Origin of the sequence: Mucilaginibacter sp. R-33, from assembly GCF_049949235.1 — a bacterium.
Classification (GTDB): Bacteria; Bacteroidota; Bacteroidia; order Sphingobacteriales; family Sphingobacteriaceae; genus Mucilaginibacter.
In genome coordinates, this window is sequence record NZ_CP188089.1 from 1,956,882 (window position 1) to 1,979,367 (window position 22,486).

The window sequence follows — 22,486 nt, forward strand, 5'->3', positions numbered from 1 at the left end:
CACAGCTAATTTCAGAGGGTTTAACCAAGCCCTTACGCCTAAGATGGATACAAAGAACAAGAAAATCATGATTGCAGATGATGACCCCGGCATTGTTGATGCTATGGAAATGCTGCTTGAATTTGAAGGCTACGAGGTAACCTCAACCGTAGATGGTACAACAGTACTTGATATGAAAGACGAACTCCCCGATTTGCTACTGTTAGATATCTGGATGAGCGGCGAAGACGGTCGCTATATCTGCAAGAAGCTAAAGCAAGACAAGCTAACTAAAGATATACCTGTTATCATGATATCGGCAAGTCGCGATATACGTGATTCTGCAATGATGGCGGGTGCCGACGACTTTTTAGCCAAGCCTTTTGATATGAATGAGTTACTAAAAAAAGTGGCCCATTTTGTTCAAAAACCTTAATAATCAATATCAATCAACTAAATAACAATTACCCCTCTTCGGACAGAACCTTATGGCGACCGTCTCACCTGGTTGCCGGTTCTTCCCGTTGCTTAAACGCACCTTTAAAATCAATAAAAGTAACATGCTGAAATGCTGTTACCCCTCCTCGGGAAGAGCCCTGACTGTGCTGTGTATCCAGTCACCGATTCATGTAGCTCAATGACTATTTAGCAAGTAAGCATCTAATTAAAATACAAAAACATTAACCCAAATGATATGTTATTTATTTAAACAAAATAACAAAGCCATGGGAGTTTTACAGCACGTGCAACACCAGATCTCAGCGTTAAATGATCTGATCAAAATAAATAACGATAGAATAGCCGGATATCAAAAAGCAACCGAAGCAACAGATGAAGCCGGATTGAATTTACTTTTCAATGAATATATTGATCAAAGCAAAAACTACGTTAGTGAAATACGCGATTACATCCACGTATTAGGAGGAGATCCTGCCGACGGTACTACCCTCGCGGGAAAATTTTATCACGCCTGGATGGATGTAAAATCGGTTTTTGTCAGTAAAGACAGTCGCTCGATACTTTCGAATTGCGAATATGGCGAGGATATAGCAAAAAAAGCTTATCGCGCCGCGCTTGATGATAAGGAGCTGATATGGGAAGATGAGCAGGTTGTAACCCTGCTTAATAACCATTTAGAAGGTTTAAAAAAAGCGCATGATACCATTAAATCGTTAAGAGATACGGTTAATGCCTGATCATAATTTTTGTTATATTGAGCAAATGAACAATTCAAATCAATCATTTTTTTCGGCATGCCGCATACCTGGTCAATACGCTAAGGTTGCCTGCACACAGGATAAGGTAATTTACACGCTGTCTCAATTAAAACATGCAACAGTAGCTGATATTGCATTGAAGCTAAAGGAATACGAACCTGCGGTAAATACTTTTACACACGAGAAAAACACGATTGAAGTACTTGATTATCTTTTTGACCGGGGATTGGTAAAGATCACCAAACAAAACGGCGAGTTAAACTACAACCTGGTTAAGGCTTAAGCAGGTTGTAGTTAATGCATTTTATTTTATTACATACCTGGCGCAAGTGGTTTGGCCGAAACTACGCTGTCAACTACAAAAACGCTCACCCCTCTCCATGGCAGCGTGTGCAGGTATTCTTTATAGTGAAGTTCTAAAAATGAGCCTGCGTTGCTGCTCAGTTCTTTTGCTACTTTTTCGTCGGTTACCGAAAATATAAATTCATTTGAGCCAATTGTGCCCCCTGTAACCTGTGTGCGGAGTCCGCTTTGAATTAGTCGGCCTTCATAAGTTTTAAATACGTAACCTTTCTTTACAAAATAGTTCATGGTACCGGCTTTGGTTCCCTCGCCAAAAACAAAATAATATCGATAGTAAAAAAAGCCCACTATAATCAGTAGTAATATGAGGCTGATAATCACCTTGGTTTTTGTTTTCATCGGAGATTTTATTTGCTAAACTAAGCTACAAAAACTTAGCAGGTAAGCAAACATTTATATCATGACCATCGCCTGTTTAGTTTGCCGGCTTCTCACCTTCTTTAATTTTCGTGAGGTTTACTTTTTTAAAGGACTCCACTAAGAAGGTAACCAAACCGGTTAGGCTAAAAGGTGGATCATTGGTAGTTAGCGTAAGTTTGTCCTTATTGTTTTCAAAATCGATATCCAGGTAATAATTAGGTGCATCTGTAACCTGACTGCTCTGTTTCCAATCGTACATTTTTTTTAACTCGCTCCGTTTTAGCCAATAGTTCAGACTATCAAGTTGCTGGTTAGTGAGCTTCCCGGCATAATCACCTTTGTAGGGATCCGCAAATTCGCCCCCTTTTAAACGATACGTACCATCAGCCCAAATGTTGATCAGTAATTGAGGGCAATTGCCATAACAGGTTGAGGATAGGAAACGAAGTTTTGAAAATTTGATCCCGTTATCGAAACTGGATTTATAGTTTTTAAACTGCAAGGGAGGGCGACCAGCTAATTTTATGGCATTATCATTAACAGCTTTGATTGTAAGTTTTTTACCATCGAAATAGTTGATGATAAACTTAGAAACATCAATATGCTGTTGCTTAAAATTATCTGCACTGGTAGTATATGTATCAATTATTTTAAGCGTATCATGCTCTATTTTGTATTTGTTTTCGTGTTTCTTATATCCATCCAAATTAAAATAAACCTTGCCGCTATTAAAATAAAGATAACCGAGATCTTCGGTTATCCACTGTTCTGATTCAACAGTAGCATGCTGGCCCATTACCGGGCCGCACAGGATAGTCAGAAATAAGATAAGCAGTGATACGCTTTTCATGTAAACTAAACTTACAAACTCAAATAATATTGGGTAAGCGATTCAAAATCGTCAAACTTATGATCATAGTCATTGGTATTACCAAAGCCGTAACTAACAAACACAAATGGTATGCCGGCAAGGCGTGTTTGTTCGGCATCGCTATTAGTATCGCCTATGTAAACCGGGTTCTGCAAATTGTGTTTGTTCATGAGCAGATGCATATTGTGATTTTTAGGCATCTGGTTGGTGCCATAAGCCATGCTATCTGTAATAACCTCATTAATGCCTGCCCATGTTAAAAACAGCGGAATAATACCAACAGCACAGTTACTTAATACAAATAATTTGTATTTGCCTGCCAATTGTACCAGGCCTTCAGTAACTCCGTTATACACAATGCCACCGCTGGTTGGTAATATTTCGCGCCTTACCTGGTTTACCGCATTATAGATCTCCATCCCCTTTTCCTCATCAAATTCGGGCAGCATTACCCGGGTAAGCTTTTTACCATCCATACCTATCACGTGCAATAGTTCATCTCGTTTAATAGTCCTTTGAATGTCAAGCTTTTGAAATATCAGGTTCCATGATTCGGCGTAGGTGTCAACGGCATCCCAAAGGGTTCCGTCCATATCAAAAATGAGGCTATCGGGTTTATGCATTAGCTAAAAGTATGTTTTTCGCTAAGATGAAAAATTAACGGCAATTAATGTTCATGTTTTCTTCATTATTAATCCTCACCTTAGCATTGTGATAAGGTTAACGCGGGTCGGCTTAGCAGGAGGCTGAGCCCGCAAAGAACCCCCGCCTCTCGGCGGGGGTTTCTTTTATAACGGGTTGCCTTTTTAGTCGTAAATCTAAAGTTCTGGGTCATGATTTTCCTCCAAGACTTCCTATTTAGAACTTAAGGCTTAAGACTTCAAATTAAAGGCTTATCCCATCCCCTACTTTATAAATTTCATGAAACTTGATTCCTTGCTTGTCAAAATGTTTTTTGTACGCGGCATAGCGCTGAAGTATAAAGAAATCTTTTGCATAGCCGTCATGTACAGGAAATATCTGTTTAGGATGTAACTCATCAGCAAAAGCAGAAATTGTTGGTTCGTTGGCAAATGGCGCCATGGTAACCATAATTAATAATTCAATTCCTTTAAAATTCAACAGTTTATCCTCCATCGAATCAACCGGGTGCAGCACTTTATTATTGATCAGGAAACCCGTCATTTGTGGCAGTGGGTTATCCATAATAAGCTCATGTCTCACCGGGAAAGCCTGGAGTTTAAATGGCCCTGCCCGATGGGTGCCCTCTTCAAGAAGTATATATTTTAAATTGATCTTATCCAATTCCCTTCCTACCTGTGAATTTGTAATAATCACCGCCCCGCTTAATTCAACTATATTTTTTAAAATGTCGACATCGAAATGGTCGGGGTGGATATGCGTAATTACTATACTTTGTACATCGCCAAACATTTGCGCTGTAACTAACCCCTCGGCAAAAGAAAACTTTCCCGGATCAAATAATAACTGGTAACCATCCAACTCAAAAAGTAGGCACGAATGCAGGTACTTTGATATTTTCATAAGCAGATAGGAGTTTATTTCCTAAAGATACATAGGAAAGGATTATGAAGTTTGAAAAAAGTTAAACCCGATGGAAAAGCGGATATCACGCTCGGTGTTTGCACTCCAGGAATTTAGGGAGCGAATTATAAAAGCGTAAGCCTTACGAGGTTTTAAAACTTCGTAAGGCTGGTTGGCTCTACAACAGCTCCGTTGCCAAATTGGCCAGCTCGCTCCTTTCCCCTTTTTGCAGGGTGATGTGTGCATAAAGCGGATGCCCTTTAGCTTTATCTATCAGGTAAGAGAGTCCATTACTTTCGGCATCGAGATATGGAGTATCTATCTGGTAAATATCACCTGTAAATACAAATTTGCTATTTTCACCGGCCCTGGATATGATAGTTTTCACCTCGTGCGGGGTGAGGTTTTGCGCTTCATCAACAATAAAAAAAATCTTACTAAGTGTACGCCCTCGGATAAATGCCAGCGGGGCGATCGAGATTTTATCATTATTAACCAACTCATCAATTTTGGCCTGCATTTTTTCGTCATCAGCAAATTGATCCTTTATAAATTTCAGGTTATCCCATATCGGGGCCATATAAGGATCAATCTTCGATTTGATATCACCAGGTAAAAAGCCTATATCTTTATTGCTTAAAGGAACAATAGGGCGGGTAACAAAGATTTGGCGATAATATTTACGTTGCTCAAGTGCGCTGGCCAAAGCTAATAGCGTTTTACCCGTGCCGGCGTTTCCTTGTATAGTTACCAATTTAATATCCGGGTGCAATAACGCATGAATAGCAAAAGACTGCTCGATATTACGAGGGTGAATATTTAAAACAGGCTGCTCGGTAACTTTTTCAAGCTGCTTAGTTTGTGAATTGTAAAAACCTACAGTATCTCCTTTTTTCCCTTTTAATACATAAAAGTGATTGTTGGTGTAAGAGCCTATCTTTAAATTTTCGGCCGGTACGTTTTCGTTTTTATTCAGGGTAGTAATGAGCTTTTCAGTCACCTTATCTATATCCGTTTTACCTGTATAAAGTTCCTCCAGGTTTTTGATCTTGCCCGTTTCATAATCTTCGGCATGCAAATTAAGGGCTTTGGCTTTAAGGCGAAGGCAAATATCTTTTGATACCAACACTACTTTTTTGCCAGGATTTTCCTCCTGCAAGCCGAGGGCCGCGTTGAGGATGCGGTGATCCGTTTTATCTGAACCAAAAATCTGCTCGGCATCCTGGCCGGTAGTTTTAGTATCCATGGCAACTTTAAAGCTGCCTTTGGTTTTTCCGTTAAGGGGGATCCATTCATTGATCAGCCCATTGTGCGATAGCTCATCCATGAGCCGGATAAAGCTTCGGGCCTCGAAGTTTCGGGTATCGTTACCGTTCTTTTTATTATCGAGCTCCTCCAATACCTGGATGGGTATGGCAACATCGTGCTCCTGAAAGTTTTGAAATGCGTTGTGATCATACAGGATCACAGAAGTATCTAAAACAAATATTTTCTTCTGATTACGCCGGCCGTCCTTCATATCCGCCTAAAATAACGATTTTAAGGTTTGAAGAAAAATTTCTCCTCAAACAAAAAACCTGTAAAAGCGAAAACGGGAGTCATCTCTTGCGATTTGAACTCCCGTTTCCAAACTGTTGTTTAACCGTAGTTGCCCAACAGTATCAAGTTTTGTGTATCTATAACCGACATGATTTTCGTCCGTTGCTCTTACGAGCGGTCGACTATCTTCAATGTCACCGGTTTCTGTTGTTTCCCTCCGTAGAGTTCTTCTTCTTAATTCCGGTACCTCCTTTAATCACTTTCTTTTTTCTAAAGACTCTCGCCTTTTTCATTTTTTCTTGTGACTCAGGGACTTCCCTTGATCTTTAGTTCCCCCGAAGGTTCACCCGATTCAATTTCTGTTTTCCTGAAAGGCTGTCAAAGTACGTCGTTCTTGATGATTTCAATATCGGGACATTACCTTGATTTGACAAATGTTTTTGATTGTTTTTATTAACAGGTTATTAACAACAAATCAACACTTATTAACATTGGCTTTTAGTCCCATTTAAGTATAAATAAGGTGCTTTATTGAAGTACATACTACATTATTAACATTGCCTATTATTAACAAAAGGCATGAAAAACCAGTTCTATCGAAAAAGAAAAAATGCGTAAAATCGGCAAAACGTTAAATTTTCTCTGTTAAATGCCGCCAGTATCGTCTGGGAATGTGACGCACATGAAGCCTGGTATTTTTACGCGAAACAATGTTTACGCTATTAAAATAATTCTTCCAAAGGTTTTGATAAACACACTCATCTTCGCTATATGCCGCAATAACATCAACAGGTTTGTGCATTTCATCGAAACCCATTTCAATAAATTGGGTATCATGAAGATCATAATATAGCCCGTACTTCCGTTTAATATCATAGATCATCCATTTTTGGTCAGCGTAACGGCTTTTAAAATGCTTTGTTAACAACGGCAATACATTAAAATCAGGCTCAATGGCAGCATAAAAAGTTCCGTCATTCAGTTTTTGAAACCTAACAAAAGCCTCCATCCTGTGTTTTTCGCGCCGTACCATTTTTAAAATTTCCGACAGGCGCATCACATATTTATTGCTATAATCTTCTTCAATATTTTGGTCGCTGTCAAAAACATGGCGGATAAAACCAAGCACGTTGCAGTCTTCGCCGGCAATTTCGGCCATGTGGCTAATGTAAAGACGCTGTACCCCGGCTGCTGAAAGCTTTTTGCGCAACCCTCTTAATACCCGGTTGACCCGTACTTCGTTAGTAACGATGGGAATAACCTCTTCAAACAAGGCACTGTTACGCCACTCCCCTTTCAATAACTTTACAGGATACAGTTTACGCTCGTAAATTTCAAACACAGCTGTAAGCAGCCCCTCAAACGTTCCGTCGTAAATCAGTGTATTCATTGTCAAAACAGTTTAAGTTGGGTTTGTGTATTTTGAATGTACTTGCTTTGCGATTGGGCCATAATAAACTGCTTAATGTTTTGCCCCGTTAAATCCCGCCGTTCAAATTCATTGCTTTTGCAGGTAATAAAGTATCGCGCCCGGTTAATGGCCACTCCTATTTTTTTTAGCTGTTCCCAGCCCAGCCCGGAAAATTTACGTGCAGCCACAATTTTTTGTGCCGATAACAAACCGATACCTGGCACCCGGAGGATCAGTTGCAAATCGGCCTTGTTGATATCAATAGGAAAAGCCTGCATATTGCGGATTGCCCAGCTGAGTTTGGGATCGATATCCAGATCAAGTAATGGATTTTGACTATTGACGATCTCGTTTACATGGAAACCATAAAAACGCATAAGCCAGTCGGCCTGGTAAAGACGATTTTCGCGCACCAGCGGCACCGTGGTATTAAGAGCAGGTAGCCGCTTATCGGCCAGCACAGGTACATAACCCGAATAATATACCCGTTTTAAGTTAAAATTTCTGTAGAAATAATTAGCCGATTGCAGCACCTGCTGATCGCTTTCCGATGTGGCGCCGACAATTACCTGGGTACTTTGCCCTGCAGGTGCAAACATGGGGGCATTTTTAAAAAGCTTTTTCTCTTCTGTATTCCGGATGATCTCCTTGTTCAAAAAATGCATCGGGTCGATCATGTCCTGCCGGTTTTTATCAGGTGCCAGCAGCTTTAATCCGGCTTCAGTTGGCATTTCTAAATTCACACTGAGCCTGTCGGCATATAATCCAGCCTCTCGCATCAGCTCTACACTTGCACCGGGAATGGATTTTAAGTGAATGTATCCGTTAAAATTATGCTCGGTTCGCAGTTTTTTTGCTACGTGCACTAATCGCTCCATGGTATAATCGGCATCTTTAAAAATACCCGAACTTAAAAACAAGCCTTCGATATAATTGCGGCGATAAAAATTAATGGTGAGATCAACCACCTCCTGTACTGTAAATGCAGCACGTTTGATATCATTATTTTTGCGGGATACGCAATAAGCGCAGTCAAATATGCAGTGATTGGTAAGCAGAATCTTCAATAACGAAACACAACGCCCATCTTCCGTATAGCTATGGCAAATTCCGTTACTGGCATTTCCCAAACCCTTGTCTTTATTTTTCCTCTCACTGCCGCTCGATGCACATGATACATCATATTTAGCCGCATCGGCCAAAATATTAAGCTTTTCCGTTATCCTATCTTCATTCATACCAAATCAAAAATACTAATATTTTTAGTAATTAATGAAAGTGCGGGATAAATAAAAGGGGAAGACCCTTTTGTTATTTTCGCTGTATGCAATAATTATAAAAGCAGAATGGAATTCAACGACTGGTAAGGCTTGAAATATTCAGTTTTCATCATCGGTAAACTGAACCTTAAAAATCCTCCGGTTCTTAATTTCCGCTTTAGCAACGCTACGATTAATCAGACCATTTCCTTGAGTGCTTATAAAGGATAGTGTCAGAGTGTTTGCATCGATATTACTATCCTTCATTTCACTTCAAAAATTAAATTAAAATAATCGTCGAACTTTTTTAACGAAATATAACAAAAACGCTATCCAAACGGCAAAGCCAATTATAAATAATGGTAGCTTGTTTTGTGCTGACAAAGCTGACATGAATGCGCCTGTACCAATGATACATGTTAGGCAAAATAAAATGAATGTTCTCATATGGTTAAAATCATTATGCACTTACGAGGGACATAGTTTTACGTTGATCAATCGGGTTATTTATTTCCTTGGCTGGAGTTGGTTTTGGTTTGCCGGGCTTAGGTTTATTCAGCTCTCTGAAAAATTTCATAACAGCAGCCTGCACCTTATCAACGATTCCCCAGTCTTTTTCGATGTATATATCAGTGATTTTATGGTCGCCGTCAACGTGATTTAGCGCTTCAGCAATATTATCCTTGTCCATTTGGCACTTGTTTCTGGCAATTGTAGCGAAGGAATGTCGTGCCCAATAAAAAGTTATATCTTCAATACTGATGATTTCGCGTAATTTCCGCATACCCTTGCTCAGTGGGGTGTCGAGCCCATTGTAGGTGCTTTATCTAATTTGGGTGATAGATCGCCGATGGTTTTGCGATAATCTGTTAAAATTTCGTCCAATGACTTCAAGATGCGCTTATCCTTAATTTTTTTGTCCGAATCGAGTTGACGTTCGGTTCCATAATGGTTTGTTTCAATAAATCGACGAACGTCTTTGTGAAACACGTTAATTTGAACATGGTAAGTGCCATCTTCTTCTCGATAAAATTGGTCATAAACCACAGCTTTTACAGTTGCCATAATTCTGTTCTTTTAAGCCAGGTAAAACGCCATGACGGAATGGTGACGGTTTTACGTGTAATTCAATAAATAATTATGCAAGTCCTGACGTTTTGTAGTTTTTACGGTGTCAGCGCCGTGGAAAAAAATCCGACTCAAAAATATTAAAAAAAGGCCGTTTCCGCTGTAGAAACGACCTTTTTACCGGATAAAAGCAGGGCCATTTCTGTCTGCTTCTTAAGTGCGCCCACCTGGCTTAGGTAGGCATCTCTGTATGTTATTGATAATCAATATCTTCTGAAGGATACTACCGGCTATGGTAGCCAGTATGGTCTCCGAGCCCTTGGGGCTTACACAAAAATAATAAAAAACTCTGAAAGACAGAAAATTAAAAAAAGTGGGTTCCAGGTTCGAGCCCAACCAGGCGCACCAACATCCTTCATTAGATTGGCTAGAAGCCGCATATCAGCTAAAAAATGGTGCGTAAGTTGCACATTATGGAGCCAAAGTTTGACATTTAAAGCAAAGCCGGAACCGGCGGGGAAAGATTTCTTCGCCGGTTTTTTTATTCATACCACCTAAGTTGTAAAGTGTTCCAAAGCCTCCATTGCTCTGGTTTATTTCTCACTAATAGCTCTGTTGATATATTCATTTTAATAAATAAATTTTCAATGCTTGATGTCTCACTTTGAATATCTTTTATTATATCATGAAATTCAATAGTTATTACTATTTTATTATTCTTTGAGTGCTTTGTTATGGAAAATGGAATTATCGTTGACTTCGTAGCTTTGATAAGTCGAACTAATGTTTCGGAAAAATTGACTGGTTTTCCAAACAAAAATCCTTTTTGAGCACGCGATTCGGGATATAAAAAATCGCTGTATAGGCCAACAATCTTTTTATTTTTTAGTGCATAGAATAATTTTTTTCCTCCATTTTGATCTGCGTCAATAAGATTTACTTTGTTATAAAAACATCCTATTAGAGGAGACTTTGATAGTTCTGTGTTGGGTTTCCTGATAATATAAATTTCGTTATGTTCTATTAATTTCGGAATTAAAAATCCAATGTGATTTTTATAAACGCCCATCAATATTATTCCATTTTTGTCTTTTTGCTGAACCAATAACTCAAAGTTTTTATAATTTATTTCGTATTGGTTTAAAAGGTCGTATGCGGATTCAGGATTCTTAAACGCTATAACGTCATTTAGGGTCGTAAATAACCACTTACAGTGGTCGTTAATCAATTTATCAACGTTATCGAGTTGGCCGGTTTGTTCAATATATCGCAATGATTTTAACAATTCACTCCTGTAACCACCGACGTCGTTTTGATACACATATTCTCCAAGATTTTCTAATTTAATATGCCTTTCCATAATCGGAATCCCTCCAAAAAAATCACAGAATTTTTGATCAAATGCCAACTTGGATAAAGTTGTCGGAAAATCCATGTAAGATTCTATATTGTTTAAAACCTCACATTTCTCAAGTATGTATTGTTCGAAAGAATTACTAAACATACTTTAATAAATTATTCGACTTACTCAGTGAAGAAAATATTGAGTTAAATACATTAATGGATAACATACATTCTGTTGCATCAACTTTACTTACCTCCCCCGCCTTTGCTAAACATGTCCCTCCGCAAAAAAGTCTCCAGTCACACTTCTGACATTGGTAAAGATTATATACGTTACGACTTCTGATGTTTTTTGCCGCATCCGATTGTAGCCCAACCTTAATCGAATCGATGGAAGTTATCCGACCTAGATTATAACTCTTATTGGTTATGCAATCGCAAGCTTCTATTTCTCCGTTAACCGATATCGAAATTAAGTCATTTGCCGCGCCGCAGCTATTTCGAAGGCACATACTTACGCGCCGATTAGATGCAATGTTACTTATGTAAGTTTTTAGACTTTGAATATTGAAACCATCAAAAATACCAGATTCTATACCGTCTAATAGTTTTAGATATTCTATAACAACGTCTTCGGGATTTGGAGTGAATTTATCTTCATTGTCGACTGTCCTTCCTCCTCCGTCCTGATACAAAATAGTTTTCCACGTTTTAAACCCTAGTTTTTTTAATTCTAAAGCTATTTCAAACAGGTATTTTACGTTTGTTTTTGTTACAGTAGTTAAGACGCCTACTCTTTCTTTAACTTCCGGGTATTTATTGATACAATCGAGAATGTCTTTATACGATCCCTTCCCGTTATGGTAATATCTATTTATATCGTTAGTTGAACCAACTCCGTCAAGAGAAAGACCAATCTTAAACTCATGCTTAAAAAAAAAGTCTACCCACTCATCATTTAACAACGTCCCATTGGTTTGTATTGAGTAACTTATAGATTTATTTTCTTTTATTTTTTTTTGATTGACATATTCCACAACCTTAAAAATCACATCTTTTGCCATCATCGGCTCTCCCCCGTGAAACAGTATATTAAGTGTTTCACCGGCCGTTTCCCAAACCCCGTCAATTGCTAACTTCGCATTTTCAAATGATAACTTTAATTTGTATCGTTCTTCATCAAAATCGTAGCAATAACTACAAGCCAAATTACAGTAACCAACCATCTTCAATATAATAGTATTTACTTTATTTTTTGAATGGTCGAGTTTATTCGATGCCCAAGAAAATTTACCATCTTTAGATGCTAGCCCATTTTTATAAAGAATTTCTAACAAGGTGATTGCATTTGAGTCTAATTCTCGCTCTTTGAAATCCTCCAATAAACATTTTATAATTCTAATTCTTTCTTTTGTAATGTCCGAAACAAATGCCCAGGAACCAGTGAAAGGATCAAAAATTAAATGCTTGGAATCATAGCTTTTAAATCTAATGTTTTTGCTTAAGGCATACATATCGGCTGCGGTTGAAATAAAATAACAGCGTAACTATTATTCAAATAGCTACGCTGGTTCATTTTAACATGATCTTTCCCAGGCTGGAGCTGAAGCAGCTCCTTCAGAATCAGCAGTACTTTTAACAACCACGTGAGTAACACCTGGATTTTCAACGTTGCTAAACATTGAACTTACAATTTCTTCGAGATTTTCATTGTTCAAGCTTGCTTTTGACAACATCTCGCTTTCGGGAATTTGGATGATTAATTTTTTTTCTGACATGGCTTTGGATTTAAGTTGTAGTAAATATAAATATATATACCTGATTTATAATTAAGTGCGAAAAAATAAATATCAACTTTTGTTAATATTGCCTTGAAAATTAAATAAAAATAAGTGTTTATTTAATCGACCAATCCTTAATTAATTATGGTGCAGATACAGCCCACCAGGGTTCATCAAAATCCCTTAGCAAATTAGCAAGAAGCCGCATATCATCTAAAAAATGGTGCGAAAGTTGCACATTAAGGCGCACCGTATTAAATACATGAATATCGGTGTGATTTTAATTAGTTATTTTTGATATACTTTGTGAGAAATCAACCTTGTAACCTCAATAACTAGATAAGTGTCGGAAACGCTATATATCATCGGCAATGGATTCGATCTGCATCATGGCATAGCTTCAAAATACTCCGATTTTAAGACTTATTTGGCAAAGCATGATCGCGATCTGCTTTACGCTTTAGAGCATCTATATGATTGCGAAAATATATGGGGGGACTTTGAAACAAATCTATTGACCATTTCCAGGGAAACCTTCATCGATTATATCAGCCCTTTCTTTCCATCGAATGAAGTAGATGATGATGATTTTACATATGCGGAACTATTCTTTTCTCAAGATCATGCAGGAAACTTAGTTGATGAACTGACAGAAAGCTTAAGGAAATGTTTTCATCAATGGATCAGGACATTGAATATGCCCCAAGGATATCAACAGCAACTCATCAAACTTGATCCTAACGCTCTTTACCTGTCCTTTAATTATACTGATTTTGTAGAAACAGCATACGGAGCCATGCCTGATCAAATCTGCTATCTACATGGCAAAAAGTCGGATAAACTGGGAAGCATTATTTTAGGGCACGGAGAAAGTCCGGAAAACAGTTTAGAAAATTGGCAAAAAGCAAACGAAAATGAGCGCAGGTTTCAACTCCGATTGAAGAATAAAAGAAATAAATACTACAACAATTCAAACCCCACTTATCTCGCCTATTTTCTGGAAGACGAGACGAAAGGCAACTGGCGTTCGGAAGCCGGGTATCATGCAATCAACTTCGCAGTGGAAAGAATAGAAGATTATTACGAAGAATCATCTAAGAATTTTAAAAAAGTCCTGCAAACGCATGAGAGGTTTATTTCATCTTTGAATAAAATAAAAAAAATTGCAGTAATAGGGCATTCGCTATCTAAAGTTGACATGCCCTACTTCGAGAAGATTTTAGAGGTAAACACCAATCCAAAGCATATCGAATGGGAGATCAGTTTCCATTCAGAAGCTAACTTAGATAGGATAAATGACTTTGCCCAGGAATTAAATATTGACTCGAATTATATTAAACCATTCCGATTAAATGAACGCCTATTAACTCAAATTAAGTAGAAGCTATGTCCGATAAAAACGAGATTGACTGGAAAGAATATGAAGCTATCACGCAATACATCTATGGAGCATTAGGTGCACATGAAGGTATTAAGATCAAAGGGTATGGGCGCAACTGCAAGGTAATAGGAAAATCCAGCGTGGAACATCAAATCGATGTGCTGACCGAGCAGTTCGATGGTGAGCTGCAATTGCTTACAGCAATCGAATGCAAATACTGGAATAAAAAGGTAGACAAAGACGTCGTTATGAAGCTCGCCCAGATCATGAGCGATTCAGATATAGCGAGCGGCGTTATTGTCTGTAAAGCAGGGTTTACACCGGATACGCTAACCTATGCAGCTCACTTGGGGATAAAGCTTGTTGAACTGAGGGAAGCCGGGAAAAATGACGCAGAGTTTAACAAAATAGTGGAGCTTGGTATTCTGAACTTAAATTTCAATGCGATAGTTTCGCGTGGAGTTATTACTAGCATCGACTTTGACGATAAAACTCTTGCTGTTGCTGATGAGGAAGAAATGATCGCCCTACAGTATGTCAAATTCCATGATGCTAATGGAAATACGATTTCGCTAAGTGAATTTACAGGAGAATTTTCTAAAGAAGTACAAAGAAGAGGTGAGCTTTTAAAGACAACAACGATAACATATCCACTCAACCGCAAATTGTTCTGGAGACAATCGAACGGCGAAATAGCTTTCGAAAAAATAGTGATTACCGGCTTCTTTGCAAAAATTGATAAGAGCTCTAAAAAAACGTTTACCTTGACCGATCAGGTATGGATGATCATGGATGAACTTTTCGACAAGAGAAAGCTTACCTTGTCAAAGAGTGGATTGCTTTGGAATCTACCGCAAGACCCTTGAGGTTGTCTTGAAGCTTGAAAAAGCGTTTACAGCATATTGGTATTTCTAAAACTATCTTTCTTATACTTGTTGAAGTTCCCACATATCCGCGGGGACCAGCTCTTTTAATTGCACATACATTGCCGTCCTGAACAGCGTGGTTACCGGATACGGTTTGAACGCTACAGAGCGGTATTTGATCTTACCCTCGTCGTCGTCCACGATCAGCTCAAAACTGACCAGCTTATGGCCGTCTATGGTACCTTCCCAGATCAGAATAGTTTCATTACCCTCCTTGAATTCATGGGTGAACTTACCATCGCGAACAGTGGCAGATGTCAGCATGATCTTCGCCACCAGGTCTCTGCCGATCACCTCGCGACTGAATATCGGACTTGAAAATATCACGTCGTCTGCCAACAGCGCCTTCAATCCTTCCGGCTCGCGCCGACTGTTTCTTTAAATTCTCTTAACGGATGTTTTTTCATATTAGATGTTAATTTTTGCTCACCTACGCAATGATCTCAATTGATTGTTCGTTGATCTCGCGTTTCAAAATGTTGACGAGCATTTTCATTTGTCTAATATCCTGCGATACCCTGGCCACCAGGATGCCCCCCTCAACCATGGCATAGGCTTTCATAGCAAATTCCTTATAATCCCAATCCGGATTAAAAACACCCGTCCTCACTCCTTCAGCAAGAAGATCGACCATATTTTGCTGAACCGTGCATATGGTATTATATACTTTGTTTCGGATAACCGGGTTGGTATCATCCGCCTCCATTCCGAAATTCATCATGGGGCAGCCGCCTTGTACCGGCGGGTTGAGGGGATCACTCAGGTAATCCAGCATACCGCAGAATTTAGCTTTGGGACCTTCGAACTTTTCAGCTTCAGCAGAGACTTTGTTGATGAATTCATTCAAGTTCCAATCAACCGCACAATAAGTCAGGTCTTCTTTATTTTCAAAATGGACGTACAAGCTTCCTTTGGCCATTTGAGTGGCTTCCATGATATCACTTACAGCTGTTGCGGCAACTCCCTTGGTATTAAAAAGCGGAGCTGTCTTCTCAATAATGTACTGCCTGGTCTTTTCTGATTTGTTCATAGTTTGTCTTAATTGTATTGACAAAAATACAATGAACATTCGTTCATTTTTGTCAATACAACGTAAACATACACTAGCGCACTTTAAAATGAACAATCGTTCATTCTATATTTGTCCCGTCATTATGGCTGTAATAAATTAAACAATTATTAATTCAATCTCAAGGGACCGCGTCTGATCAACCGGTCCGGCATTAAGATCAATAAAATGGACAGAAAAGATTTTTTAAAATTAGGCTCAATCGCAACTGCCGGTTTCGCCTTGTTGCCTAAAGGCAACTTACTCGCTTCCGCAGCAACCGGCGTGGCGGCAAAAACAGCATCTACAGCGTACGTCACGGTAGATGGTGTGAAATTCGCATACCGAAGGTTCGGAAGAAAAACAGGTATACCAATGGTCTTTACCAATTACCTGACCGGTACTATGGATAACTGGGACCCAATCGTCATGGACGGACTGGCAAGAGACCGTGAAGTGATCATCTTTGATAATAGAGGTGTTGCCGCTTCAGGCGGTAAAACGCCCGACACCATTGGCGCAATGGCCAAAGATGCTGCCGCATTCATCGATGCTTTGGGGTTGAAAAAAATCGACCTTTTCGGATTTTCGATAGGCGGCATGGTTGCCCAGCAACTTACTTTGGACCATCCCGAACTTATCCGTAAACTGATCCTTGTTGGGACAGGACCGCGAGGCGGCGAAAGAATGACAGATTATTCGCCCCAGGTGTGGGCGTTGTTCAAAAAGCAATATCCCCATGCCGATGAACTATTGCTGGACACCTTCTTTACGCCTACAGCAAAAAGCCAGAAAGCAGGATGGGCATATTTAACACGGATCCGTGCACGGGTTGGCAAAGAACCGGCATTGACAGATAGTGTTGTCCCTGCTCAACTGGCTGCTATTTTTGGTTGGGGCAAACTTCAGGAAAACAGCTTTGATTACCTGAAAGACATCAAACAGCCGATTCTGGTCGTTCACGGAGACCAGGACATCATTTGCCCGACCATTAATTCAGTTACGCTGAAAGAACACCTGCCAAATGCATCACTTATTATTTACCCTGATGCAAACCATGCCCCCCATTATCAATATCCCGAATTGTTCCTTAATCAAATTGGTCAATTCTTAGATGAAGCTTAAACAGTAATCGATTTTCAACATCTTAAATACAAAATAAAATGAGTTCATATACCACTTTAACCGTCCCTACACAGTTTGCGGATGTGAGAGGCACTAAATTTGCTTACCGTCGTTTTGGTAAGCCTGGCAAATTGCCTTTAGTTTTATTCCAATATTTCACCGGCACCATGGACAACTGGGACCCAGCCGTGCTGGACCCATTATCCCAGGAGCGAGAGATCATCATTTTTGATAACCGAGGCATAGCCGGTTCAGGGGGTGAACCGCCACATACCATCGCCGAGATCGCCAATGACGCGCAAGATTTTATTGCAACGCTCGGTCTGGACAAGATAGACATCCTGGGTTTTTCAATGGGTAGTTTTGTTGCGCAGCAAGTTGTTCTGGATCAACCAGATTTAGTGAACCGTGTTATTTTGGTCGGTTCAGGTCCAAGAGGCGGTGAAGGACTGGAAACCTTCAGCCCTGAAGTTTGGGCTCTGTTTGACAAACCTTATGATCAACCGGATGAATTATTGCTGGACACTTTCTTTGCGCCGACAGAAAGCAGCCAGGCAGCGGGCTGGGCTTATTTAGAGCGTACCAGGTCCCGCAAAGAGGGCCGCGATGCCGCATTAAGTGACTTGGTCGTACCATCTCAATTAGCAGCGATCTCTCAATGGGGTAAAAAAAGAGCGAGATCTTTTGAGTATCTTAAAGAGATCAAACATCCGGTGTTGCTGGTAAACGGCAAGGGCGATGTTATATTCCCGACGGTTAACGCTTACACCCTTCAACAGGAACTGCCCAATGCGCAACTGATCCTTTATCCGGATTCGAGCCATGGGAGCCAGTTCCAGTTCCACGAGAACTTTGTCTGCCAGGTCCGCCTGTTCCTGAACGGAACTATCTAAGAGATCATTTTTTTCTGACAATATGAAAATTACCTATTATGGCCATTCCTGCTTCACAGTGGTTGCGGGAGGCAAAACACTTTTGTTCGACCCGTTCATTACCGGCAATGAGCTTGCTAAAGACATTGATACTGAAAGGATAGCGGCAGATTACATTCTGGTATCACATGGCCATTTTGATTATATGCTTGACGCGGTGAGTATCGCGAAACGCACAGGTGCCAAGATCATCGGTGCATGGGAATTATACGATCATTTCACTAAACAGGGAATAGAGAACGCTCACCCCCTTAATCCAGGTGGACAGTTTGCATTTAACTTCGGTACGGTAAAGTCTGTTACAGCACAGCATTCCAGCAGTTTCTCCGGCGGATCTTACGCCGGTGCAACTGCTGGGTTTATTGTGAAAACCACTGAAGGTAATTTTTATTATAGCGGCGATACGGCTTTAACGCTCGATATGACGCTGGTCCCAAAATGGGCAGAACTTGATTTCGCGGTCTTTCCGATAGGCGAGAATCTGACGATGGGAACCGACGATGCGATTGAGGCGGCCAATATGGTAGGCGTCGGCCAGGTAATCGGGGTCCATTACGACACTTTTGGTTTTATACAGATCGATAAGACGGCCAGTGCTGAAAAGTTTGCCCGGGCAGGCATCAAACTGCACTTACCGGAGATCGGTGAAACCTTTGTGTTGTAATGATTTGTTTTGATGGCAGGGGCGGGTGATCTGCCCCTGTTCTTTTATTAATTCGCTATTACTAGACAAATAATGGGGAAACGGTCAGAAGCACTTAAAGAATAACAGGAAATATGGAAGAAAAGTTAAAGCGGTTAGAAGAAATCACCAGGCAGATCTCCGGGATGCCTGCTGAGGACTTTGCCTTGTCAAAAAAATTCTGGCAGGAAAAGAACTACAAAAAAGGAGAGTTTTACAATGAATATAAAAATGTTTGCAAGTATTTCGGTTTTGTGATCAGCGGCGTTTTCCGGATCTATAAATACCATGAACCTACTGGAACGGAACGCAACGTACTGTTTTTTACCAATAACCAGTTCATGAGTTCTTTTAAGAGTTTCCTGACTCAAACGAGTTGTGAGTATTATACGGAGGCCATGTCCAATTCGGAGACGCTTTATATTCATTATGACCATTTACATCACTTGTATGATATCTCGCCTGCATGGGAGCGATTCGGACGTATCTATGCCGAATCTTCGCTGAATGAGCTTATGACCAATACAGAGGGATTTCTATTCAGAACACCCGAGGACCGTTATCTGGAGATGCTAAAGCTGCATCCCGATATCATGCAAAGCGTCCCCCTGTATCATGTCGCCTCTTATCTGGGTATTGAAGGCCCGTCCCTGAGCCGCATCCGCAAACGAATGATGCACCCGGCGTCCGGAAAAGAAAAGACACCAGCCCTGAAGTGACGATTTTAACCCGGGTTAAAATTTCCGGATTTTTTCATCCATAGTTTTGGCATGTCTGTACAATCAGGCAATTAATAAAGATGAAAAAGCTAATATTTCCACTACTGTTCTTAGTCTTCCTTACAGTAGCGCTCTCCGGCTGTTCAAAAGATAATAATGTGCAGGCAAAATCGTCAACTTTTGTTCTGGTCCATGGTGCATGGCAAGCTCCCTATGTCTGGGATAATGTAAAAGCGGCACTGGAAAAAAATGGCGACCATGCCATTGTTATAGAACTTTCCGGCCATGGCGCCGATCAGACTGCTCCACAGACGTTGAGTATTGATGTCTACAGAGACAAAGTGATCGATGCGATCAATAAAGTGGATGGAAAAGTCGTACTCGTTGGACACAGCCTTGGCGGCGTGATCATATCAGCAGTAGCTGAAAAAGTGCCCTCCAAGATCCAAAAACTCGTTTATATCGGTGCTTATTTACCGGCCAGCGGTCAATCGCTCCTGGACCTGGCTAACACCGATGCAGACGCACTTTTGGGCCCCTCACTCAGGCCATCAGCAGACCAGTTAACCCTGGATGTGGTCCATGAAAACATTACCAACATCTTCATCCAGGACGGCACCGATGCGATCAAAAACCTGGTATTGAAGAACTTTCGTGTGGAACCATCCATTCCATTCACTAACAAAGTGGTATTAACTGTCGCTAATTACGGGTCAATTGATAAGGTTTACATTAAAACCTTGCAAGATCACGTGATCTCACTTTCCCTGCAAAACCGCATGATCGCAGCTGCAGACATCAAAACAACTTATCAGTTAAATACAAGCCATTCCCCTTTTTTGTCCAAGCCGGATTCTGTCAGTATTCTGCTGACAAAAATTGGTCATTGATCAGTTGCACTTGCCTGACATCGGTACATTGGACCGGTGTCGGGCTTATAGCTTATTATTACGCAGATAATTACTTTTACCCGCGTATCGGTCTATCAATGGGCATGTTTGTGGCGCCAAGGAGGTCTAAGCTCTAGTTAAACCATAGCTGCTACCAATTCCACTATATCGGCCTTGATATGCTGGTAATTGAGCAATATTTCATTAGTTCCCATCTGACGGACATTGGCTATCGACTGGTATTTGTATTCTTCCGCCTGGATCGCTTCATGATTATTTTGTATCTGGCAATGAAAGGTTTTAAGTTCTATTTTCTTGGCGGGGTCATCGGCAACCATACCGACGAATTCACCCGAAGACAGGCCGGCAATTTTAGAGGCGGGAATGGCATAATCCAATTGCGTTGAACGGCTGACAGAGGTATCACTGCTATTAATGGATACACTTTCTTTAACCTGGTTGATCTTGCCGAACCGTTCGGCCAATTGCTTGGCGGTATCGCCGGTAACCTGCCCGCAAATAATATTACCAACGATGTTCATAATGACTTCTGCCTGTTCGCGACCGTAATCTTTTTTAAGCTGGCTGTAATCCTGAACAGCCAAAGTAACGGCGACTTTATTGGAGCGCGCGGTGGCGATCAGGTTATCGATGCCGTTAAAATAAATGGTGGGAAATTCATCAAAGATGAGGCTGCATTTCTGCTGATTTTTGCGGTTAACCAGTTTATTGATCCGGTTCACGTACAAGGATAGCACCGCACCATATACCTGTGACTTCTGCGGATTATTGGCCAGACAAACTACTTTAGGGTCATCTGGATTATTGATATCCAGGGAAAAATCATTGCCGCTTAAAACGTAATACAACTGCGGTGAAGACAAACGCGCCAGGCTGATCTTGGCACTGGCGATCTGACCTTCCAGTTGTTCATAGGCTTCATTCTTCCAGGCGGAGATAAAGGGATTGATCAATACTTCTATTTCCGGCTCTGTACTAAGTACTGCAAAAAGGTCTTTGTAATCTACCAGGGATAATTCGATCACGTGCGGCAAGGTACAATATTTACCACCCTCATATTTTTTAAGAAACCAGATCAGGGCGGTTACAAAGTTGATAGGCGACTCTACGAAAAAGTCGCCTTGTTTGCGTATCCATTCGCGATTTAGCCCGAGCATGACCGTCCGGGCCGATTCAATGGCATCGGTAATATCCAGCATCGTTTCCGGTTCGAGCGGATTGCTGCGGTGCATAATATTTTCAAAATTGATCACGTAGAAAGAACGCTCGCCATATTCCCGGAGCGCATTATAGGCGATCCGGGACAGGTCATCGTATTTGAAATCATAGATAAGCATACTGAAGCCTTCGGATATGCTGTGTAATGATGTGCCGGATGACAAAGTAAGATTTACCTGCTCCCGGACTGCCGCCAATCAGGGTACCGCGAAACGGATTGATGATATTGATCCAGCTATTCCGCTCTTTGCCTTTTAACTGGTATCTGGCCGGCAAATTAATGGAGAATTCGTTTTCCAGCAGGCGTTCTTCCTGCGGGAATGTTTCGTTGTATTTATTAAAAATATCACCGGCTAATTTGAGTTTCAGCATTCGGAACAACATGCCGCCGCCGGTCATAAACAAAAGATAGCCCAAAGCGGTCACAGCTATATAAGCAGGAGCGATCACCTGATTGGATAACGGTAAAGCCAGGAACAAACCGCTGATAAAATAAAGCAGCAACCCGTTCAGGCAATAAGTCACGATGGTTCGCGGCCGGATCTTCTCATCCCGTTTACCCTTGCTGCCGATAAGAGAAACGATCAGTAAAAGCAGGGCGCTCAGTTTCGCAAGGAGAACGGTCCTGAAGATCGCCATTCCGGAAAGCGGCCCTAAAATATGATCGACAATTTTATGGGTAAGCTTCAGTTCCCGGAATGCAGGATAACAGCGTAAGTAGAAATGAATGATCAATAAGGCGATACTTAAGAGGCGGGTAAAATCAATGATCTTACGCAAGGCCTGTTCATTTTCTCCGGTTTGCAT

Annotated in this window: 24 protein-coding genes and 1 pseudogene; 10 read left to right on the forward strand and 15 right to left on the reverse strand. The window is 40.6% G+C overall.

The window, feature by feature from the left end; translation table 11 throughout:
* Positions 1-43 precede the first annotated feature (43 nt).
* The 3 genes from ACP26M_RS08315 to ACP26M_RS08325 all read left to right on the forward strand — a co-directional run bounded on the left by ACP26M_RS08315 (position 44) and on the right by ACP26M_RS08325 (position 1,479).
* On the forward strand, positions 44-415 hold the full coding sequence (locus ACP26M_RS08315) for a response regulator transcription factor (protein ID WP_426587846.1): 372 nt from the start codon (positions 44-46) through the stop codon (positions 413-415).
* A 289-nt stretch (positions 416-704) separates the two neighbouring features.
* Positions 705-1,175: a ferritin-like domain-containing protein gene (locus tag ACP26M_RS08320; RefSeq protein ID WP_426587848.1), complete on the forward strand. Its 471-nt coding sequence runs from the start codon at positions 705-707 to the stop codon at positions 1,173-1,175.
* A gap of 25 nt (positions 1,176-1,200) precedes the next feature.
* On the forward strand, positions 1,201-1,479 hold the full coding sequence (locus ACP26M_RS08325; RefSeq protein WP_426587850.1) for a hypothetical protein: 279 nt from the start codon (positions 1,201-1,203) through the stop codon (positions 1,477-1,479).
* Positions 1,480-1,508: 29 nt separating this feature from the next.
* On the opposite strand, the gene ACP26M_RS08330 is transcribed toward ACP26M_RS08325, so the two are convergent.
* The 12 genes from ACP26M_RS08330 to ACP26M_RS08385 all read right to left on the reverse strand — a co-directional run bounded on the left by ACP26M_RS08330 (position 1,509) and on the right by ACP26M_RS08385 (position 12,734).
* Positions 1,509-1,898 carry a hypothetical protein gene (locus tag ACP26M_RS08330; protein ID WP_426587852.1) on the reverse strand — a complete coding sequence of 130 codons (390 nt, stop codon included), beginning with the start codon at positions 1,896-1,898 and terminating at the stop codon, positions 1,509-1,511.
* 76 nt (positions 1,899-1,974) lie between these two features.
* Positions 1,975-2,769 (reverse strand): DUF6438 domain-containing protein, encoded by a 795-nt coding sequence (locus ACP26M_RS08335; protein WP_426587854.1) that lies wholly within the window; start codon positions 2,767-2,769, stop codon positions 1,975-1,977.
* An 11-nt stretch (positions 2,770-2,780) separates the two neighbouring features.
* Entirely contained in the window at positions 2,781-3,413 is a 633-nt protein-coding gene (locus ACP26M_RS08340; protein WP_426587855.1) for an HAD family hydrolase, read from the reverse strand.
* Between the two features lie 262 nt (positions 3,414-3,675).
* A complete protein-coding gene (locus ACP26M_RS08345; RefSeq protein ID WP_426587857.1) occupies positions 3,676-4,335 on the reverse strand; it encodes an MBL fold metallo-hydrolase in 660 nt (219 codons plus the stop codon).
* Between the two features lie 178 nt (positions 4,336-4,513).
* Positions 4,514-5,854, reverse strand: a complete 1,341-nt coding sequence (locus ACP26M_RS08350; RefSeq protein ID WP_426587859.1) for a PhoH family protein — start codon at positions 5,852-5,854, stop codon at positions 4,514-4,516.
* A gap of 651 nt (positions 5,855-6,505) precedes the next feature.
* Positions 6,506-7,264: a TIGR03915 family putative DNA repair protein gene (locus ACP26M_RS08355; protein ID WP_426587861.1), complete on the reverse strand. Its 759-nt coding sequence runs from the start codon at positions 7,262-7,264 to the stop codon at positions 6,506-6,508.
* Between the two features lie 2 nt (positions 7,265-7,266).
* The gene (locus ACP26M_RS08360) at positions 7,267-8,523 is read right to left on the reverse strand and encodes a putative DNA modification/repair radical SAM protein (protein WP_426587863.1); all 1,257 of its coding nucleotides are present in this window, start codon (positions 8,521-8,523) and stop codon (positions 7,267-7,269) included.
* Between the two features lie 481 nt (positions 8,524-9,004).
* Positions 9,005-9,235 (reverse strand): hypothetical protein, encoded by a 231-nt coding sequence (locus ACP26M_RS08365; RefSeq protein WP_426587865.1) that lies wholly within the window; start codon positions 9,233-9,235, stop codon positions 9,005-9,007.
* 101 nt (positions 9,236-9,336) lie between these two features.
* The gene (locus ACP26M_RS08370) at positions 9,337-9,609 is read right to left on the reverse strand and encodes a hypothetical protein (RefSeq protein WP_426587867.1); all 273 of its coding nucleotides are present in this window, start codon (positions 9,607-9,609) and stop codon (positions 9,337-9,339) included.
* A gap of 544 nt (positions 9,610-10,153) precedes the next feature.
* Positions 10,154-11,116: a hypothetical protein gene (locus tag ACP26M_RS08375; RefSeq protein WP_426587869.1), complete on the reverse strand. Its 963-nt coding sequence runs from the start codon at positions 11,114-11,116 to the stop codon at positions 10,154-10,156.
* Positions 11,109-12,470 (reverse strand): radical SAM protein, encoded by a 1,362-nt coding sequence (locus ACP26M_RS08380; protein ID WP_426587871.1) that lies wholly within the window; start codon positions 12,468-12,470, stop codon positions 11,109-11,111. The genes ACP26M_RS08375 and ACP26M_RS08380 overlap by 8 nt, the downstream gene beginning before the upstream one ends.
* Positions 12,471-12,533: 63 nt before the next feature.
* Positions 12,534-12,734, reverse strand: a complete 201-nt coding sequence (locus ACP26M_RS08385) for a hypothetical protein (RefSeq protein ID WP_426587873.1) — start codon at positions 12,732-12,734, stop codon at positions 12,534-12,536.
* Positions 12,735-13,080: 346 nt separating this feature from the next.
* Here ACP26M_RS08385 and ACP26M_RS08390 point away from each other — a divergent pair, with 346 nt between their 5' ends.
* Positions 13,081-14,118 carry a bacteriophage abortive infection AbiH family protein gene (locus ACP26M_RS08390; protein ID WP_426587875.1) on the forward strand — a complete coding sequence of 346 codons (1,038 nt, stop codon included), beginning with the start codon at positions 13,081-13,083 and terminating at the stop codon, positions 14,116-14,118.
* Between the two features lie 5 nt (positions 14,119-14,123).
* Positions 14,124-14,984, forward strand: a complete 861-nt coding sequence (locus ACP26M_RS08395) for a restriction endonuclease (RefSeq protein WP_426587877.1) — start codon at positions 14,124-14,126, stop codon at positions 14,982-14,984.
* Between the two features lie 60 nt (positions 14,985-15,044).
* Here the strand turns inward: ACP26M_RS08395 and ACP26M_RS08400 are convergent, their stop codons facing one another.
* Both ACP26M_RS08400 and ACP26M_RS08405 read right to left on the reverse strand, forming a co-directional pair.
* Positions 15,045-15,383, reverse strand: a complete 339-nt coding sequence (locus tag ACP26M_RS08400) for a hypothetical protein (protein ID WP_426587879.1) — start codon at positions 15,381-15,383, stop codon at positions 15,045-15,047.
* A gap of 91 nt (positions 15,384-15,474) precedes the next feature.
* Entirely contained in the window at positions 15,475-16,074 is a 600-nt protein-coding gene (locus ACP26M_RS08405; RefSeq protein WP_426587881.1) for a TetR/AcrR family transcriptional regulator, read from the reverse strand.
* Positions 16,075-16,281: 207 nt separating this feature from the next.
* Between ACP26M_RS08405 and ACP26M_RS08410 the strand changes: the two genes are divergently transcribed.
* From ACP26M_RS08410 to ACP26M_RS08430, 5 genes are all read left to right on the forward strand, one after another.
* Positions 16,282-17,217: an alpha/beta fold hydrolase gene (locus ACP26M_RS08410; RefSeq protein ID WP_426587883.1), complete on the forward strand. Its 936-nt coding sequence runs from the start codon at positions 16,282-16,284 to the stop codon at positions 17,215-17,217.
* 38 nt (positions 17,218-17,255) lie between these two features.
* Positions 17,256-18,110, forward strand: coding sequence for an alpha/beta fold hydrolase (locus ACP26M_RS08415; protein ID WP_426587885.1), 855 nt, complete (start codon positions 17,256-17,258; stop codon positions 18,108-18,110).
* 22 nt (positions 18,111-18,132) lie between these two features.
* Complete coding sequence (locus ACP26M_RS08420) at positions 18,133-18,813, forward strand: metal-dependent hydrolase (protein ID WP_426587887.1); 681 nt, start codon at positions 18,133-18,135, stop codon at positions 18,811-18,813.
* Positions 18,814-18,926: 113 nt separating this feature from the next.
* The gene (locus ACP26M_RS08425; RefSeq protein ID WP_426587889.1) at positions 18,927-19,550 is read left to right on the forward strand and encodes a Crp/Fnr family transcriptional regulator; all 624 of its coding nucleotides are present in this window, start codon (positions 18,927-18,929) and stop codon (positions 19,548-19,550) included.
* Between the two features lie 80 nt (positions 19,551-19,630).
* A complete protein-coding gene (locus ACP26M_RS08430; RefSeq protein WP_426587891.1) occupies positions 19,631-20,440 on the forward strand; it encodes an alpha/beta fold hydrolase in 810 nt (269 codons plus the stop codon).
* A gap of 137 nt (positions 20,441-20,577) precedes the next feature.
* Here the strand turns inward: ACP26M_RS08430 and mobC are convergent.
* Positions 20,578-22,486 (reverse strand): annotated as a pseudogene (gene mobC, locus ACP26M_RS08435) (conjugal transfer protein MobC).